Here is a 16,293-nt window from a genome sequence, read left to right as displayed (position 1 = left end):
TTCTGTTAGGCGCTCTAAGTCTCAGGTAGGTCTCAGGCTCGCGGCAGTGACAGCTTAATCGCCAGACCCGGGGCATTGTTTCGGAGCGAGAGCGTACCGCCGTGCAGGCGCACCACGGCGTTGACGAGGCTCAGGCCGAGCCCGAAGCCGGGCCGCGAGCGCGCATTGTCCAACCGCACGAAGCGGTCCAGCACGCGGGCCTGCTCGCTCTCCGGGATGCCGGGGCCGTGATCCGCGACGGTCAGCGCAATGCCCTCCGGCTCGCGCTCAGCCCTCATCAAGATGCTGCGCTCGCCGGTTCCACTCGCCCCGTACTTGATAGCGTTGTCGGCGAGGTTCGAGAGCGCCTGCCCGACGAGTTCGCGATTGCCGACGAGCATGAGGCCGGGCTCCGCCTCGACGGACAGCGTCAGGCCGTTCTCCTCGGCCAGAGCCTCGTAAAGCTCCCCAACCTCTCGTAGGGCCTGACCCACGTCGAACTCGGAGAAGGATTCGCGGGCGCTGCCGGCCTCCAGCCTGGCGATGGTGAGCAGCGCTTCGAACACGCGGATCAGCCCGTCGCTCTCCTCGATCACGGCGCCGATCGCCTCGCGCAGCTCCTCCGGCGAGCGCTCGCCACGTAGGGCCTCGTCGGCGTGGTTGCGCAGGCGGGTCAGCGGCGTTTTGAGGTCGTGGGCGATGTTGTCGGAGACCTCTTTCATGCCTCGCATCAACTCCCCGATGCGCTCCAGCATGAGGTTGAGATTCTGGGCCAAGCGGTCGAGTTCGTCGCCGGTGCCGGCAACGCGCAGGCGCCCATCCAGATTGCCGGCCATGATGGAGCGGGTCGTTTCGGTCATGTCGTCGACCCGCTTGAGCACGCGGCTCGCCACGAACCAGCCGCCGACTACGCCGAGCAGCAGCACCAAAGCCAGCGAGCTGCCGAAGGTATTGCCGATGGCGGCACGCAGCTGGTCGCGCTCCTCGGTGTCGCGGCCGACGAGGAGGTGAAAGCCTCCGGCAAGGGTGTAGAGCCGAACGATCGCCCGATGCTGCGCCCCCCTGGTATCGACGTCGCGGCCGTAGGAGATCTCGAACTGCCCTGTCTGCGAGAGCAGTGCGGAGGGGATGGAGCCGACATTGCCGACGATGCGCTCGCCAGCCGGCGTCGTGACGAGGTAGAGCGAGGCACCGGGTTCCTTCGAGCGGCGCTCGATCACCGAGATCAGCGTGCGCAGGCCACCTGCCGTGTACTGCTCCTGCAACCCGTTGATCTCGGCCTCGATGGTCTGGACGATCTGGTCGTCGAGAACCCTGCGTGCGTTCCAGGCGACGTAGCCGAGCGCCGTCACCGCGCAGAGCGCGAAGATCACGAGATAGGCGAGCGAGAGCTTGAAGGCTGTCGTGCGGAACAGCTTGCCGACGCGGGCCAGCAGTCGCTCCCGCGATGGCCGAAGCGGGGTCGGCGCCGTCACGGCGTGCGCTGCTCCTCGGCGCGTAGGACGTAGCCGGCGCCGCGCACGGTCTGGATCAGGGCATGTGTAAAGCCACGGTCGATCTTGGCGCGCAGCCGCGAGACGTGCACGTCGATGACGTTGGTCTGCGGGTCGAAATGGTAGTCCCAGACATGTTCGAGCAGCATCGTGCGGGTCACGACCTGCCCGGCATGGCGCATGAGGTATTCGAGCAGCCGGAATTCGCGCGGCTGCAGCACGATCTCGCGGCCGGCGCGCGTGACGCGGTGCGAGAGCCGATCGAGTTCGAGGTCTCCGACCCGGTAGGCGGTGGCCTCGGTCGCTCCGGAGGCGCTCGCGCGGCGGCGGGCCAGCACCTCTGCACGGGCGAGCAGCTCCGAGAAGGCGTAAGGTTTCGGAAGGTAATCGTCACCGCCGGCCCGCAGGCCCTTCACGCGGTCGTCGACCTGGCCCAGCGCGGAGAGGATCAGCACCGGCGTCTCGACCTTCTGCTCGCGCAGGGAGCGGATAAGCGACAGCCCGTCGAGCTTCGGCAGCATCCGGTCGACGACGAGGAGGTCGTAGGCGCCCTCGCAGGCCATGGCATAGCCATCGAGCCCATCCGTCGCCTGATCGGCGACGTGGCCGGCCTCCCGAAAGGCCTTGACGAGATAGGCGACGGCCTCGCGGTCGTCTTCGATGATCAAAAGGCGCATTGCGCTCTCAGATAAGATGTCCTCTGCCACAGGAAAACGGTCCGTTCATGCGGCCGAAAACGAAGCGTCACAATTAAACCATACCGGCAAAACATCGTTGAAGCACAGGCGCAAGAATCTGCGCCCGTTCGATTATTTGAAATACCAAGACGTATTCCGAAGTCGTTTTCGAGTAATGGCACTGCCTGGAGTCCATACCGGCACATGAAGACTGCGACCGAAACGGTTCCGTTCCGCACGCTCAGCCTCGTCAAGACTGACGAAACCACTGACGACATCCGTTCGTCGGCGACGCGCAGCCTGCAATCGGGCATGGCAGCGATGCGGGAGCTGGCTGCGGCCCTCGACGCCGATCTTGGCGATGCCTTCGAACGCGCGGTCCGCACGATTCTCAATGCCAAGGGCCGCGTCATCGTGTGCGGCGTCGGCAAGAGCGGCCATATCGGCCGTAAGCTCGCCGCAACGCTCGCCTCGACCGGCACCCCTGCCTTCTTCGTCCACCCGACCGAGGCGAGCCACGGCGACCTCGGCATGATCGTGCCGGACGACGTCATCGTCGCCTTGTCCTGGTCGGGTGAGACCGCCGAACTCGGTGACCTTGTCAGCTTCTCTGGCCGCTTCTCAATTCCGCTCATCGCGGTGACGAGCAAGCCTGACAGTACGCTCGGCCGCGCCGCGGACATCCTGCTCGCCTTGCCGCGGGTGCGCGAATCCTGCCCGCACGACCTCGCGCCGACCTCCTCGACGCTGATTCAGCTCGCCCTCGGCGACGCGCTCGCCGTGGCGCTGATCGAGCAGCGCGGCTTCACATCGGCCGGGTTCAAGGTGCTGCATCCAGGCGGCAAGCTCGCCGCTCGGCTCAAGACCGTGCAGCAGCTCATGCATGCCGGCCCTGAGATCCCGCTGGTTTCCGACGGGACGGTGATGTCCGAGGCGCTCATCGTGATCGCTGGGCGCCGCTACGGCTGCTGCGGCGTCACCGATGCGGACGGCCGCCTCATCGGCATCGTCACCGACGGTGACCTGCGCCGCCATATGGGCCCGGCGCTGCTCGATACGCCGGTTCGCACGATCATGACCGCCGATCCGGTCGTCGTGGAGAGAGAGCTTCTGGCCAGCACGGCGCTCGGCCTGATGAACCGCAAGCGGATCACGGCACTGTTCGTGACCGAGGACGGCCGCCCAGTCGGTATCCTGCACGTCCACGATCTGCTGCAAGCAGGGGTGGCCTGACCTCACCGACGTTCGGGGCTCGCGCCGGCGAGCACCCGGCATCGGCGACTGAACACGGCGGAAAATCCAACCCGAGCATCGCGGGTGAATTGCCCACCTCCGATGTGCTCCTTCGGGGCCGAGTTCCGCTTCGCAGTCTTGGTATGACGAGGCCGAGGCACCGGCATGTCACCTGTCGTGGCTTGCCCCTCATCCCCCATTCTGCTAACGGCACCGCCCATCCCACACGCGGAGTCGGCTTCATGCCTGAATGAGGCCTTTCCGGTGGCCCGCATTCAGCCGGCTGCAACCTCCGCGGCGGAAATAACCGGAGAGAACACGGATCATGGCCGTCGATTTTACTATGCGTCAGCTCCTCGAAGCAGGCGCCCATTTCGGTCACCAAGCGCACCGCTGGAACCCGAAGATGCAGCCCTACATCTTCGGTACGCGCAACAACATCCACATCATCGATCTCGCCCAGACGGTGCCGGCGTTGCACGCCGCGCTGCAGGCTGTGAGCGATACGGTCGCCAAGGGCGGCCGCGTGCTGTTCGTCGGCACCAAGCGCCAAGCTGCCGAGGCGATCGCCGAGAGCGCCAAGCGCTCGGCCCAGTACTACGTCAACTCCCGTTGGCTCGGCGGCATGCTGACCAACTGGAAGACCATCTCCGGGTCGATCGCGCGTCTGCGCAAGGTCGACGAGACGCTCGAAGGCGGGGCCACCGGCCTCACCAAGAAAGAGCGCCTCATGCTGACGCGTGAGAAGGACAAGCTCGAGAAGGCGCTGGGCGGCATCAAGGACATGGGCGGCGTGCCCGACCTGATCTTCGTCATCGACACCAACAAGGAGCAGCTGGCGATCAAGGAGGCGAACCGCCTCGGTATCCCGGTCGCCGCCATCGTCGACACGAACTGCAACCCCGACGGCATCACCCACATCGTCCCGGCCAACGACGATGCCGGCCGCGCGATCTCGCTGTACTGCGACCTGATCGCCCGCGCGGCGATCGAGGGCATTGGCCGTGGCCAGGGCTCGTCGGGCATCGACATCGGTGCCTCTGAGCAGCCGACCGCCGAGGAGCTGCCGGCCGAGGAGACCCATGCGCCCGCCTCGATCGAGTCCGACGCGATCACCCAGGCCGATGTGGCCGCGCTCGCCGATTCCACCGAGCACTTCGAGCTGCTCCCGGCGCCGCGCGGCGCTCCGGACGACCTGATGAAGCTGACCGGCGTCGGCCCGCAGATCGTGCAGAAGCTCAACGATGCGGGCGTCTGGCACTACTGGCAGGTTGCCGCCATGCAGCCGGAAGATGTCTCCAAGCTCGACGCCGAGCTCAAGCTCAACGGCCGCATCGACCGTGACGGCTGGATCTCCCAGTCGCGCGCCCTGCTCGAAGCCGCTGCCGCTTAAGGCTTGCCGGGCGCCTGAGCCCGGTTCGCGTTCGCGTCACGCCACTGCAAAGCCCGGCGCTTCATCCAAGCGCCGGGCTCGCTTACTTCAAAGACCCGTCCGTATCCCCTTCGCTGAGAGAGAATAGCCATGGCCGAGATCACCGCAGCCCTCGTCAAAGAGCTTCGCGAGAAGACCGGCGCCGGCATGATGGATTGCAAGCGCGCCCTGACCGAGGTCGCCGGCGATCTCGAAGCCGGTGTCGACTGGCTGCGCCAGAAGGGCCTTGCCAAGGCTGCCAAGAAGGCCGGCCGCGTCGCCGCCGAGGGCCTCGTCGCCGTTGAGTCCGCTGGTCATCACGCCGCGCTGGTCGAGGTGAACTCCGAGACCGACTTCGTCGCCCGCAACGACAGCTTCCAGGCCTTTGCCCGCGAGGCCGCCAAGCTAGCGCTGGACTCCGATGGCACCCTCGAAGGCCTGCAGGCCAAGACCTTCCCTGGCTCGTCCGAGACGGTCAACGACAAGCTGCAGAGCCTCATCGCCACCATCGGCGAGAACATGACCCTGCGCCGCGTCGCCAAGCTCGACGTCGCGAAGGGCGTCGTCGCCAACTACGTGCACGGCCCGGTCAGCCCCGGCCTCGGCAAGATCGGCGTCCTGGTAGCACTCGAGTCTGAGGGCAACGTCGAATTCCTGTCGACGCTCGGCCGCCAGATCGCGATGCACGTCGCCGCGACGAACCCTGTGGCCCTCGATGCCGCGGGCGTCGATCCGGCAGTTCTGGAGCGCGAGTCGAACATTCTGCGCGAGAAGAACGCCGGCAAGCCGGACCACGTCATGGCCAAGATCATCGAAAGCGGCCTGAAGAGCTATTACAAGGAGGTCACCCTCCTGGAGCAGCCCTTCGTGCACGACGGCTCCAAGACCGTTTCCCAGGTCCTCAAGGAGGCCGAGGGCAAGGCCGGCGCCCCCGTCGCGCTCAAGGCCTTCGTGCGCTACGCCCTCGGCGAGGGCATCGAGAAGGAAGAGGGTCCGGACTTCGCGGCCGAAGTCGCGGCGATGTCGCGCTGATCGACTTCCTCTCCGGAAACCATGTTTCGAAGGGCGGCCGCGAGGCCGCCCTTCATCATTTTGGGCAACCCGCTAACCCAACAAATCCGGTTTCCCCTTTGCCGCGCCTGTTCTAGAAGCCGCCGACATCATTTCAGTCGGATGGCGGCCTGGCCCGCCGGTGGGGAGCCTTCGATGCCGGAGACGACGCCGTTTCGCCGCGTGCTCGTGAAACTCTCCGGGGAGGCCTTGGCGGCCCCCGACGGATATTGGCTGCATCCTCAGACACTTGCCTCGCTTGCCGAGGATATCGGCCGGGTGGTCGCCGAGGGCATCCAGATCGCCGTGGTGGTCGGTGGCGGCAACCTGATCCGGGGCGCACGCATCTCGCAGGCCGGCTGGATCGACCGGGCAACCGGCGACTCGCTTGGCATGATGGCGACGGTCATGAACTCGCTCGCCATCGAGACGGCGCTGAACGCGGCCGGCGTCTCGGCCCGCACCATGTCGGCGGTCTCGATGCCGACGATCTGCGAGACCTATGCCCGCCAGCCAGCCCTTCACCATCTCGACAAGGGGCAAGTCGTGGTACTGGCCGGCGGCACCGGCAACCCGTTCTTCACCACCGATACCGCGGCCGTGCTCCGCGCGGCGGAGCTGCGCTGCGACGCTGTGCTGAAGGCGACGCAGGTGGACGGCGTCTACTCGGCCGATCCGAAGACGAATCCCAATGCCACCCGCTACGACCGCATCACCCACGACGAGGCTATCGCCCGCGACCTCAAGGTGATGGACACCGCCGCCTTTGCGCTCGCCCGCGAGAGCCGGCTCTCGATCGTTGTCGGCTCGGTGCACGCACCGTCCTCGGTCACGGCGATCCTGACGGGTGCCGCGCCTGCGACCCACGTGGTCCCCTGAGGCCGATCTGGGCCGATTTTCAGGGGTTTCGGGGACGGGAAGGGCGGTTGCCCATTTGCGGGCCTGCCCAATTTCGTCCATGGAAGCCGCAATCGAGCCCGGTCCACCACCGGTGTCCGGGTCTCGTATCCAGAACCTGCCTTGCCGCGCTTGTCCTGCACGAAACGGTATCCGCTTCGTCGGAAAGCGCCCTGAGCCGCGACGGGACGACGTGAGACCATGGCCCAAATCCCCGAATTCGACCTCGCCGACATCAAGCGCCGCATGCAGGGCGCCGTCTCTTCGTTGAGCAAGGATCTCGGCTCGCTGCGCACGGGCCGCGCCACGCCGAGCCTGCTCGATCCGATCCAGGTCGGCGCCTACGGCGCGATGATGCCGATGGCGCAGGTCGCCACGGTGAGCGTGCCTGAGCCGCGCCTCCTCTCCATCTCGGTCTGGGATCGCTCCATGATCTCCGCCGTCGAGAAGGCGATCCGCGAATCCGACCTCGGCCTCAACCCGCAGACCGAGGGCCAGACCATTCGGCTCCGCATCCCCGAGATGAACGAGCAGCGCCGCAAGGAGATGGTGAAGGTCGCGCACAAATACGCCGAAGAGTCCCGCGTCGCCGTGCGGCACGTCCGCCGCGACGGGCTCGACCACCTCAAGAAGCTCCTCAAGGAGAGCCTGATCTCCGAGGACGACGAGAAGCGCCAGGCGGCCGACGTCCAGAAGGCTACCGACCAGTACATCGCCGAGGTCGACGGCGTGCTGGCGTCCAAGGAGAAGGAGATCATGCAGGTTTGAGACCCGCATGATCGGGTCCACATTCATCCGCCAGGTTTCAGCGCGGAGGCGCGCCGGATGAATGCTTCCGGACGGATGCAGACCTTCGCCACCCGCGAGTTCTTCCAGCGCGTCGCCTCAGCCGTCGTGCTGGGCGCTATCGTGCTTGGCGCGTTGGTTTTCGGCGGATGGCCGTTTGCGCTGATCTGGATCGCCGCCGGCGCCGTCGGCGCTAACGAATGGTTCGCGATCAGCCGGACGTCGCCAGTCCTGGCGCTGACCCTGGTGAACGCCGTGGCGATCGCCGCCACCTGCGCCGCCATTCTCCTCAATGCGCCGACCTGGGCAGTTTTTGGGATCTGTGGGCTCGCCGTCGTTGCGCTTTCGGCGCTCGCGCGAGGCGGCGTGTTCGCGCGGTTCAATGCCGTCACGGGTTATATCGGCGGCGCGGTCATCGCCCTGGTGCCGACGCTGCTGCGCGAGGATCCGGGGATCGGCCTCGTCGGGCCAGCCTGGATGTTCGCGGTGGTCTGGTCCACGGACATCATCGCCTACTTCACCGGTCGAACCATCGGTGGGCCGAAGCTGATGCCGCGCGTCAGCCCGAAGAAAACCTGGTCCGGCGCACTCGGCGGCCTTGTCGCCGGTACGCTCGCCGGGCTTGCGGTCGTTCTTGTCGCGCGGGGCTCCGGCTGGAGTGCGTTCGCCGCGATGCCGCTCGTAGCCATCGCCCTCGCGAGTGCCGCTGCCTCCATCGTCAGCCAGGCTGGCGACCTCTACGAATCCTCGCTCAAGCGCCGCTACGGCGTGAAGGATTCGGGGCGCTCGATCCCCGGCCATGGCGGCGTAATGGACCGGCTCGACGGCTTTTTCGCTGTCTCGCTGCTGGTCGGGTTATATCTCGTCTTACACGCTATCCTGGCTCGCACCGCCCTGCCGGCCTGAGAGGACATACTGTGCTCACCGTCTCCATCCTCGGCGCCACCGGCTCGATCGGCGCCTCCACCGTCGACCTGCTGGCGCAGCACAAGGACCGCTTTCGCGTCGGCTCGCTCGTCGGCGGGCGCGATGCTGCGGGACTCGCCAAGCTTGCGCGCGAGTTGAACGCTTCCTTCGCGGCCGTAGCCGACGAGAGCGCCGGGCCGGCGCTCGCCGAGGCGCTCTCGGGCTCGGGCATCTCCAACGGCGCAGGCGAAGGCGCGGTGCTGGAGGCGGTGTCGCGCGATGCCGACATCGTTGTGGCGGCGGTGAGCGGTGCGGCGGGCCTGAAGCCAACCCATGCGGCCCTGCGGCTCGGGCGCACGATCGCGCTCGCCAACAAGGAGAGCTTGGTCTGTGCCGGTGACGCCTTTATGCGCGACGCCAAGTGCTATAACGCGACGCTGCTCCCCGTGGATTCCGAGCACAACGCCCTCGCTCAGGCGCTCGGCGGCGGCCCGATCGCCGATGTTGCGAAGATGACGATCACGGCGTCCGGCGGCCCGTTCCGCACCTGGACCCGCGAGCGCATTCAGGCGGCGAGCGCGGCGGAGGCCGCCAAGCATCCGACCTGGTCGATGGGGATGAAGATCAACATCGACTCGGCCTCGCTGATGAACAAGGGCCTTGAACTGATTGAGGCGCATCACCTCTTTGCCATCGGGCACGACCGGCTCGACGTGATCGTCCACCCGCAATCGATCGTGCACGGGTTGATCACCTGGCGCGACGGCGCCGTCACCGCAGGCCTCGCCATGCCGGACATGCGCGTGCCGATCGCACATTGCCTCGGGCTCGGCGACCGCCTGACGATCGAGCGGGGCAGGGGCCTCGACCTCGCGGCCACGGGCAGCCTGACCTTCGAGCCTGCCGACGAGACGCGCTTTCCCTGCCTTAAGATCGCCCGCGCGGCCCTGGCCGGAGGCGGGGCGGCACCGACGGTAATGAACGCAGCCAACGAGATCGCGGTCGCCGCCTTCATCCGCGGCGCGATCTCCTTCTACGGCATTGCCGAGGTGGTGGAGCGGGCCTGCGAGCATTTCGCTCCCGTGTTCGGGGCCGCGCCGGCGGATGTCGAGGAGGCCCTGGCCATCGACGCCGAAGTGCGCGTCTGGTCGGAGCAGGCCCTGCCCGAGACCCGCGCGGCCGGTTGAGCCAGGGCGGGGACAGCGGGGAAAGCGGGCAGGTATCAGCGGGCCGGCTCGCGCCTCCCCCCTTAACTGTGCGACGATGCGCGGTTGCTGCTAGGCTTGCATCCGGGCGCCGACCGGCTCAGGACGGTCGTGGCGAAGGAATGAGACGATGGACTTTCTGACGGCCATGACCGGAACGGCGACCGGGTTCGTTGGTACGCTGCTCACTTTCGTCGTGGTGCTCACCGTGGTGGTGTTCGTCCACGAGATGGGCCACTTCCTGGTGGGCCGCTGGTGCGGTGTCGGCGTTCATGCCTTCTCGATTGGCTTCGGGCCGGAGATCATCGGCTTCAACGATCGCAACGGCACGCGCTGGAAGCTCTGTGCCATCCCTCTCGGCGGCTACGTCAAATTCGTTGGTGACGTGAACGGCGCCAGCGTGCCGGATGCGGAGGCCATCGCCCGGATGGACCCGCGCGAGCGCGCGATCAGCCTGCCGGCCCAGCCTGTCGCCAAGCGCGCCGCCATCGTCGCGGCCGGGCCGATCGCCAATTTCATTCTCGCGATCGCGGTGTTCAGCGGCGCGATCTGGATGAGCGGCCGCTACGAGATTCCGGCACGCGTCGAGGCCGTGATGCCAAACAGCGCCGCCGCGCGTGCCGGCTTCGAGACCGGCGACGTCATCAAGGCGATCAACGGCAAGAGGGTCGACACCTTCTCCGGCATGCAGCGTATCGTCTCGTCGAGCGCCGATTCGAGCTTGGTCTTCACGGTGCAGCGTGACGGGACCGAGACACGGCTGACAGCCAAGCCCGAGACCTTCGAGGAGACGACGCCGTTCGGACGGCATCGTCTCGGCCGCCTCGGCGTCCAGGGGCCGAAAGGCAACGAGGGCAAACTCGTCCAATACGGCCCACTCGACTCGCTCGCGCTCGGCTCGCAGGAGACCTATTTCATCGTCGAGCGAACCTTCGACTTCCTCGGCAAGCTGATCGTCGGTCGGGAATCCGTCGACCAGCTCTCCGGACCGATCGGGATCGCGCGGGTCTCCGGCGAGGTCGCTCGGGTCGGCGGCGTCAGTGGCATCATCAACTGGATCGCCTTCCTGTCGGTGTCGATCGGCCTGCTCAACCTTTTCCCGATCCCGCTGCTCGATGGCGGCCACCTGCTGTTCTTCGCCTGCGAGGCGATCCGCGGCCGGCCGTTGAGCGAGCGCGTTCAGGAGATCGGCTTTCGCATTGGCCTCGGCCTCGTCGCCCTGCTGATGATCTTCGCCACCAAGAACGACATCTTCAATGTCGTGGCGTCCTGGACGACCCGCGGAACCTGAAGCTTTCATCATTCACGAAGGTCATCCAGGAGTCGCGCGGCGGAGCCGGGACCCGAAGGGCGCGCCAGAGGCGTGCAATTCTTCGAGGACGCCCGGCTTTTACGCTCCGCGAAGCCTCATCCTGGATTCCAGGTTCGTCGTCCGCGCTTGGGAACGACCTCCGCGGCGTGGCGAAGCCGGGTTGCGTAAGCCTGGCCCGAAACCGTTCTCGCAAGGACGCGATAGGCTTCCTTGCCTGCCACGAAAAAGTCCCAAAACCGATGGTTCACAAACCCTGAAGATGGCTTTGGGTCATTCCTGAAAGCCAAATGGCTACGGGAGTTTACGACTCGTTCACCCTGTTGTGTGATCGCTTGAATCTGCCACTTCTCGTTAAGTTGCCCGAAGGCCACGACCCAGCAGAATCCCGGAGGGTCGTCCCTACTTGCCGTTGCTTCGCCTCGGATTCCCGATAGAAGCGTGGCTGGGACCAGAGGGCGTCACACCGCAAAGGTGGACGTCTGCGGGTGCAAACCCGCGCTGATAACAATGAGACGGGCGAATACATGATGTCGATGACGGGGAAACGCCGGCGCAAGTCGGCGGAACGGACCATCGTCCTGATCGCCACTGCCGCCGTCGGCGTCGTTGTGGGCGGCGCTGCATATGCGCAGCAGATCGTCGTCGAGGGGAATCGCAAGGTCGAGGCGAGCACGATCCGCTCCTACGTGACCGGGACCGCATCGGGATCGCCTGAAGAGGCACGCCGCAACCTGCTCTCCACCGGCCTGTTCTCCGACGTGAAGGTTTCGAGCCGCGGCGGCACCACCGTCGTCACCGTGCGCGAGAACAGCGTGATCGGCCGCGTATTCTTCGAGGGCAACAAGAAGCTCGAGAAGGCCACTCTGCAGGGCGTCATCGAGTCGAAGGACCGTGGCGCGCTGAGCAATGCCGTGATCGCTGCCGACGTCGAGCGCATCCGCGAGACCTACCGTCGCTCGGGCCGTGGCGGCGCCAAGGTGAGCTACCGTCTGGTCGATCTCGAGAACGGCCGCACCGACGTGGTCTTCCAGATCGATGAGGGCGACAAGACCGGCGTGCGCGAGATCGTGTTCGTCGGCAACAATGCTTTCTCGGAGCGGACCCTCAAGGGTCTGATGACCACTTCCGAGATGAACTTCCTGTCGTTCATCAAGACCTCCGACGTCTACGATCCCGATCGTATCGCCTCCGATCTTGAGATCGTTCGCCGCTACTACCTGCGCAACGGCTACGCCGATTTCCGGGTCGTCAACGCGGATGCCCGCTTCGTCGAGGGCGATGGCGATGCCGGCTGGGTGATCACCGTCACCGTCGACGAGGGTGAACAGTACACCGTCGGCGCTGTCTCCGTGGACAACCGCGTCCCGGGCGTCGACCAGGGCGTCCTCGAGGGCGAGATCCGCGCTCAGGTCGGCGATGTCTACAATGCCGAGGACGTCGAGAAGACGCTTACCGGCGTGACCACCGAGGTTAACCGCCAGGGCTTCCCCTTCGCCCAGGTCCGCCCGACTGGCCAGCGCGACCGCGCCAGCCACCAGGTGGCACTCGGCTTCGTGGTCGAGGACGGCCCACGCGTCTACATTGAGCGCATCAACGTCCGCGGCAACACCCGCACCCGCGACTACGTCATCCGCCGTGAGCTCGATCTCGGCGAGGGCGATGCCTACAACCGCGTGCTGATCGACCGCGCAGAGCGCCGGCTGAACGGCCTCGGCTTCTTCAAGAAGGTGCGCTTCTCCAACGAGCCGGGCTCCGCGCCCGACCGCGTCATCGTGAACATCGATGTCGAGGATCAACCCACCGGCTCGTTCTCGGTGTCGGGTGGCTACTCGACTCAGGACGGCATCATCGGCGAGGTCTCGGTCTCCGAGTCGAACTTCCTCGGCCGCGGTCAGTACGTCCGCATCGCCGGCACCGGCGGCCAGTACGCCAAGGGTGTCGACTTCTCGTTCACCGAGCCGTACTTCCTCGGCTACCGCCTCGCGGCCGGCTTCGACGCCTTCTACAAGTACTCCGACCTGACCCGGTACTCGCGCTACGAGACCACGGTCTACGGCGGCCAGCTTCGCATCGGTCTGCCGATCACCCAGGAACTCGGTGTCACGTTCCGCTACTCGCTGTACAACACCGAGCTGAAGGTCCCGAACACCCTGAAGCAGCCCTACAACGACTGCTCCAACCCGATCCCCGGTTACACAGCTCTGAACCCGCCTGGCACCATCGATCCGGTCAGCGGCCGGAACGTCGGCGGCTTGGCAGCCTATCCGACCTGCGCTTTCGACGGCGAAGCCTCGATCGCCCTCAAGGCGTCGCAGGGCAGCACGTTGACCTCGCTGGTTGGCGCGACGCTGGCCTACTCGACGCTCGATAACGTCGCCCGGCCGACAAACGGCTTCTACGGCGAGATCAAGCCCGACATCGCCGGCCTCGGCGGCGACTCGAAGTTCTTCCGCGTCACCGGCGATGCCCGCTACTACAAGGAGCTCTACGAGGACGTCGTCGGCTTCGTTCGCCTCCAGGGCGGTAACATCACCGCTCTGACCGACGAGAAGCTGCGCATCACCGACCAGTTCTTCCTCGGCCCGTCGCTCGTCCGCGGCTTCGCTCCGAACGGTCTCGGCCCGCGTGACGTCGGCACGACCGATACGCAGTCGAACGCCGTTGGCGGCACCACCTATGTCGGTGCCACGGTCGAAGTTCAGTTCCCGATCTGGGGTATCCCGAAGGATCTCGGTCTGAAGGGCGCTGTGTTCGCCGATGCTGGTACGCTGTTCGGTTACAGCGGCAAGACTGCATTCGACGTGAACCGCGACGGCGCGATCAACGGTATTGCACCAGGTCAGCTCGGCTGCAGCTACAGCAACTTCGGACCGAACGCGATCAAAGTTGAGCCCGAGTGCTTGAACGTTCGTGACAAGCCGATCATCCGGTCCTCGATCGGTGCGTCGATCCTGTGGAACTCGCCGCTTGGCCCGATCCGCTTCGACTACGCCTACGCCCTCAGCAAGGACGAGGGCCAGAAGGTCTATGCCGCCGACGGATCGCTGCTCGGACGCGTCGGCAAGGATCAGCTTCAGGCCTTCCGCTTCTCCGGCGGCTCGCGCTTCTGATCGACACGATACGCCGCCCGGATCTCGGGCGGTCCTCTTCAAAAGCCCGGAAGCGCTCGCCGCTTCCGGGCTTTGTCGTGCCGGCTCTGTTGGCATCGGGGGCGATCCGTGGTCTTGGACCGCTCGGATCCCAACACAGCCCCGTGATCACCCGATGTCGGACCGCCTTTTCTTCAAGTCCAACGGCAGCTTGAGCCTCGCCGGCATCGCCGAGGCCGCCGGCGTCGCGCTGCCCGAGGGCGCCGATCCAGATGCGGTCGTCACCGGCGTCGCCTCGCTGGAGAGCGCTGGGCCGGACGACCTCGCTTACATGGATAACGCACGCTACGGCGACGCTCTCGAGGCGACGCGGGCGCGGGTCTGCCTCGTCTCCAAGCGCTTTGCCGCCCGGGTGCCCGAGGGGACGCTTGCCCTCGTGACGCGCGATCCCTACCGGGTCTACGCGACCCTGCTCGGCCGTCTGTACCCTGACGCCCTGCGCCCAGGCTCGCTCTTTGCCGCCGCCGGTATCTCGCCCGGCGCCCATGTGCATCCCGAAGCGCGGCTCGAGGACGGCGTGCGCGTGGATCCCGGCGCGGTGGTCGGCCCCGGTGCGGAGATTGGCTCAGGAACCGTCATCGGACCGGGCGCAGTCGTTGGCCCCGGTGTCTGCATCGGCCGCGACTCCGCCATCGGTGCCGGCGCGACCCTGACGAACGCGTTGGTGGGCAACCGCGTCATCATTCATCCGGGCGCGCGGATCGGGCAGGACGGCTTCGGCTTCGCCATGGGGGCAGGGGGCCACCTCAAGGTGCCACAGATCGGCCGTGCCATCATTCAGGACGATGTGGAGATCGGTGCCAACACCACGATCGACCGCGGCGCCAGCCGCGATACCGTGATCGGGGAGGGCACCAAGATCGATAACCTCGTGCAGATCGCCCACAACGTCGTCATCGGACGCCATTGCGTGATCGTGTCGGGCGTCGGCATCTCTGGCTCGACCACGCTTGAGGATTATGTCGTGCTCGGCGGCCAGGTCGGCGTGGTCGGCCACTTGCGCATCGGCATGGGATCGCAGATCGCCGGTTCCTCGAACGTCAACCGTGACGTGCCGCCGGGCTCGCGCTGGGGCGGCACGCCGGCCAAGCCCGTGCGGGCTTGGTTCCGCGAACTCACGACACTGGCCCGCCTCGCCGAGCGCGGCGCGGACAAGGGCGGCGAGCCGGAGGCCTGAAGTCCAGCCCTCAGGCCGCGTCGAACAGGGCGCAGATGTCCGGGTGGCGGGACCAATGTTCGATGCGCTGGCAGGTCAGCCGCGCTCTCGGCAAGGTCCGGTAGAGAGCCAGGCTCTCGCGCACGAGTCCTGAGAGGTCGAGCACCGGCGGGGGCACCTTCGGCATCGCCCGGCGCTTGAAGATGTAGGATCCGCTCACGCCATAGGCTGCCGCCACCGCCGGGTAGACCGGCCAGATCACCTCGCCGAGCAGGTCGTCGGCAAGGTAGGCCTCGACTGGCAACTCCGCCGGCGCGAGGCCTGCCTCCGTTGCCAGACGCCGCGCAATATCGGCCATCACGAAGAGCTTGGGATGGTTGATGCCGTGCATGAACGCGCCTCGGCGCGACCAGCGCAAGAGCTCGGGAGCGAGATCGAAGCCGATCGCCCGGCTCGTCGCCACCAAGTCCTCGGCGGCCAAGTCCCATCCGTCGAGGAAGCCGAGCTGTGCGAGCGCGTCGTCCCGAAACAGCCGTAGGATCTGCTCCTCCGACAGGCCGCGCAGGTAGCCGAACAGCGTGATCGCCGAGTGGTAGGTATGGAGCGGCGACGGCACTAGGCCGGTCTCCCTGCCTGCCGACAGATTCCCGACATAGACCATGTCGGGATGAAAGGCGGCGAAGACGATTGCAGGGAACAGCCGTGCCCGCGGCAGCAGTCGCAGCAGCTCCGCCGAGCCGCCATCGGGAAAATGTCCGGTAATGGGCTGCGAGAAGACGCGATCGTAGTCTGCCAAACCCTCCGCCAAGGCGCGCAGAGTGCGCACGCTCCGGCCGAGCTGGCCGGTCGGCACCAGCGTAACGACGGCGTCCGGCAGCAGCACTTCGAGCGAGCGGGCGACGCCCCGCGCCTGGCAATTGCCGATCACGGCGATCCGTGCCCCCCGACGGTACGGGACATCGCGCGTGGCCGGCCGCCACGGAAGCCGGGCCAGGGCGCCGAGTAGCGCCTGGCGCCCTGTCTGCAGCACGGACACGGT

General features: G+C 66.6%; 13 protein-coding genes. 10 read left to right on the top strand and 3 right to left on the bottom strand.

All coding sequences use genetic code 11. The features are described 5' to 3' along the window. Positions 1–32 precede the first annotated feature (32 nt). Together MGN01_RS17315 and MGN01_RS17310 are read right to left on the bottom strand one after the other, a co-directional pair. Complete coding sequence (locus tag MGN01_RS17315; RefSeq protein WP_147048080.1) at positions 33–1,454, bottom strand: sensor histidine kinase; 1,422 nt, start codon at positions 1,452–1,454, stop codon at positions 33–35. Continuing rightward, the gene (locus tag MGN01_RS17310; RefSeq protein ID WP_147048079.1) at positions 1,451–2,149 is read right to left on the bottom strand and encodes a response regulator transcription factor; all 699 of its coding nucleotides are present in this window, start codon (positions 2,147–2,149) and stop codon (positions 1,451–1,453) included. Before MGN01_RS17310 ends, MGN01_RS17315 begins: the two co-directional genes overlap by 4 nt. A gap of 312 nt (positions 2,150–2,461) precedes the next feature. Here MGN01_RS17310 and MGN01_RS17305 point away from each other — a divergent pair, with 312 nt between their 5' ends. The 10 genes from MGN01_RS17305 to lpxD all read left to right on the top strand — a co-directional run bounded on the left by MGN01_RS17305 (position 2,462) and on the right by lpxD (position 15,275). Further along, positions 2,462–3,382 carry a KpsF/GutQ family sugar-phosphate isomerase gene (locus MGN01_RS17305; RefSeq protein WP_238258076.1) on the top strand — a complete coding sequence of 307 codons (921 nt, stop codon included), beginning with the start codon at positions 2,462–2,464 and terminating at the stop codon, positions 3,380–3,382. A 325-nt stretch (positions 3,383–3,707) separates the two neighbouring features. Continuing rightward, complete coding sequence (locus MGN01_RS17300) at positions 3,708–4,775, top strand: 30S ribosomal protein S2 (RefSeq protein WP_147048077.1); 1,068 nt, start codon at positions 3,708–3,710, stop codon at positions 4,773–4,775. 129 nt (positions 4,776–4,904) lie between these two features. After that, the gene (gene tsf / locus MGN01_RS17295) at positions 4,905–5,825 is read left to right on the top strand and encodes a translation elongation factor Ts (protein ID WP_147048076.1); all 921 of its coding nucleotides are present in this window, start codon (positions 4,905–4,907) and stop codon (positions 5,823–5,825) included. Positions 5,826–5,999: 174 nt separating this feature from the next. After that, entirely contained in the window at positions 6,000–6,722 is a 723-nt protein-coding gene (pyrH, locus tag MGN01_RS17290) for a UMP kinase (protein ID WP_147048075.1), read from the top strand. 219 nt (positions 6,723–6,941) lie between these two features. Continuing rightward, a complete protein-coding gene (gene frr, locus MGN01_RS17285) occupies positions 6,942–7,508 on the top strand; it encodes a ribosome recycling factor (protein WP_147048074.1) in 567 nt (188 codons plus the stop codon). Between the two features lie 57 nt (positions 7,509–7,565). Beyond that, positions 7,566–8,432, top strand: coding sequence for a phosphatidate cytidylyltransferase (locus MGN01_RS17280; protein WP_147048073.1), 867 nt, complete (start codon positions 7,566–7,568; stop codon positions 8,430–8,432). 11 nt (positions 8,433–8,443) lie between these two features. Continuing rightward, positions 8,444–9,619, top strand: a complete 1,176-nt coding sequence (gene dxr, locus MGN01_RS17275) for a 1-deoxy-D-xylulose-5-phosphate reductoisomerase (protein WP_147048072.1) — start codon at positions 8,444–8,446, stop codon at positions 9,617–9,619. A gap of 148 nt (positions 9,620–9,767) precedes the next feature. After that, positions 9,768–10,928 carry a M50 family metallopeptidase gene (locus tag MGN01_RS17270; RefSeq protein WP_147048071.1) on the top strand — a complete coding sequence of 387 codons (1,161 nt, stop codon included), beginning with the start codon at positions 9,768–9,770 and terminating at the stop codon, positions 10,926–10,928. A gap of 545 nt (positions 10,929–11,473) precedes the next feature. Further along, a complete protein-coding gene (bamA, locus tag MGN01_RS17265; RefSeq protein WP_147048070.1) occupies positions 11,474–14,059 on the top strand; it encodes an outer membrane protein assembly factor BamA in 2,586 nt (861 codons plus the stop codon). 154 nt (positions 14,060–14,213) lie between these two features. Beyond that, positions 14,214–15,275, top strand: coding sequence for a UDP-3-O-(3-hydroxymyristoyl)glucosamine N-acyltransferase (gene lpxD, locus MGN01_RS17260; RefSeq protein WP_147048069.1), 1,062 nt, complete (start codon positions 14,214–14,216; stop codon positions 15,273–15,275). 10 nt (positions 15,276–15,285) lie between these two features. On the opposite strand, the gene MGN01_RS17255 is transcribed toward lpxD, so the two are convergent. Continuing rightward, complete coding sequence (locus MGN01_RS17255; RefSeq protein WP_238258066.1) at positions 15,286–16,290, bottom strand: WcbI family polysaccharide biosynthesis putative acetyltransferase; 1,005 nt, start codon at positions 16,288–16,290, stop codon at positions 15,286–15,288. Positions 16,291–16,293: the final 3 nt, after the last annotated feature.

Origin of the sequence: Methylobacterium gnaphalii, assembly GCF_007992215.1 — a bacterium.
GTDB lineage: Bacteria > Pseudomonadota > Alphaproteobacteria > Rhizobiales > Beijerinckiaceae > Methylobacterium > Methylobacterium gnaphalii.
This window is presented reverse-complemented; position numbering and strand designations above follow the sequence as displayed.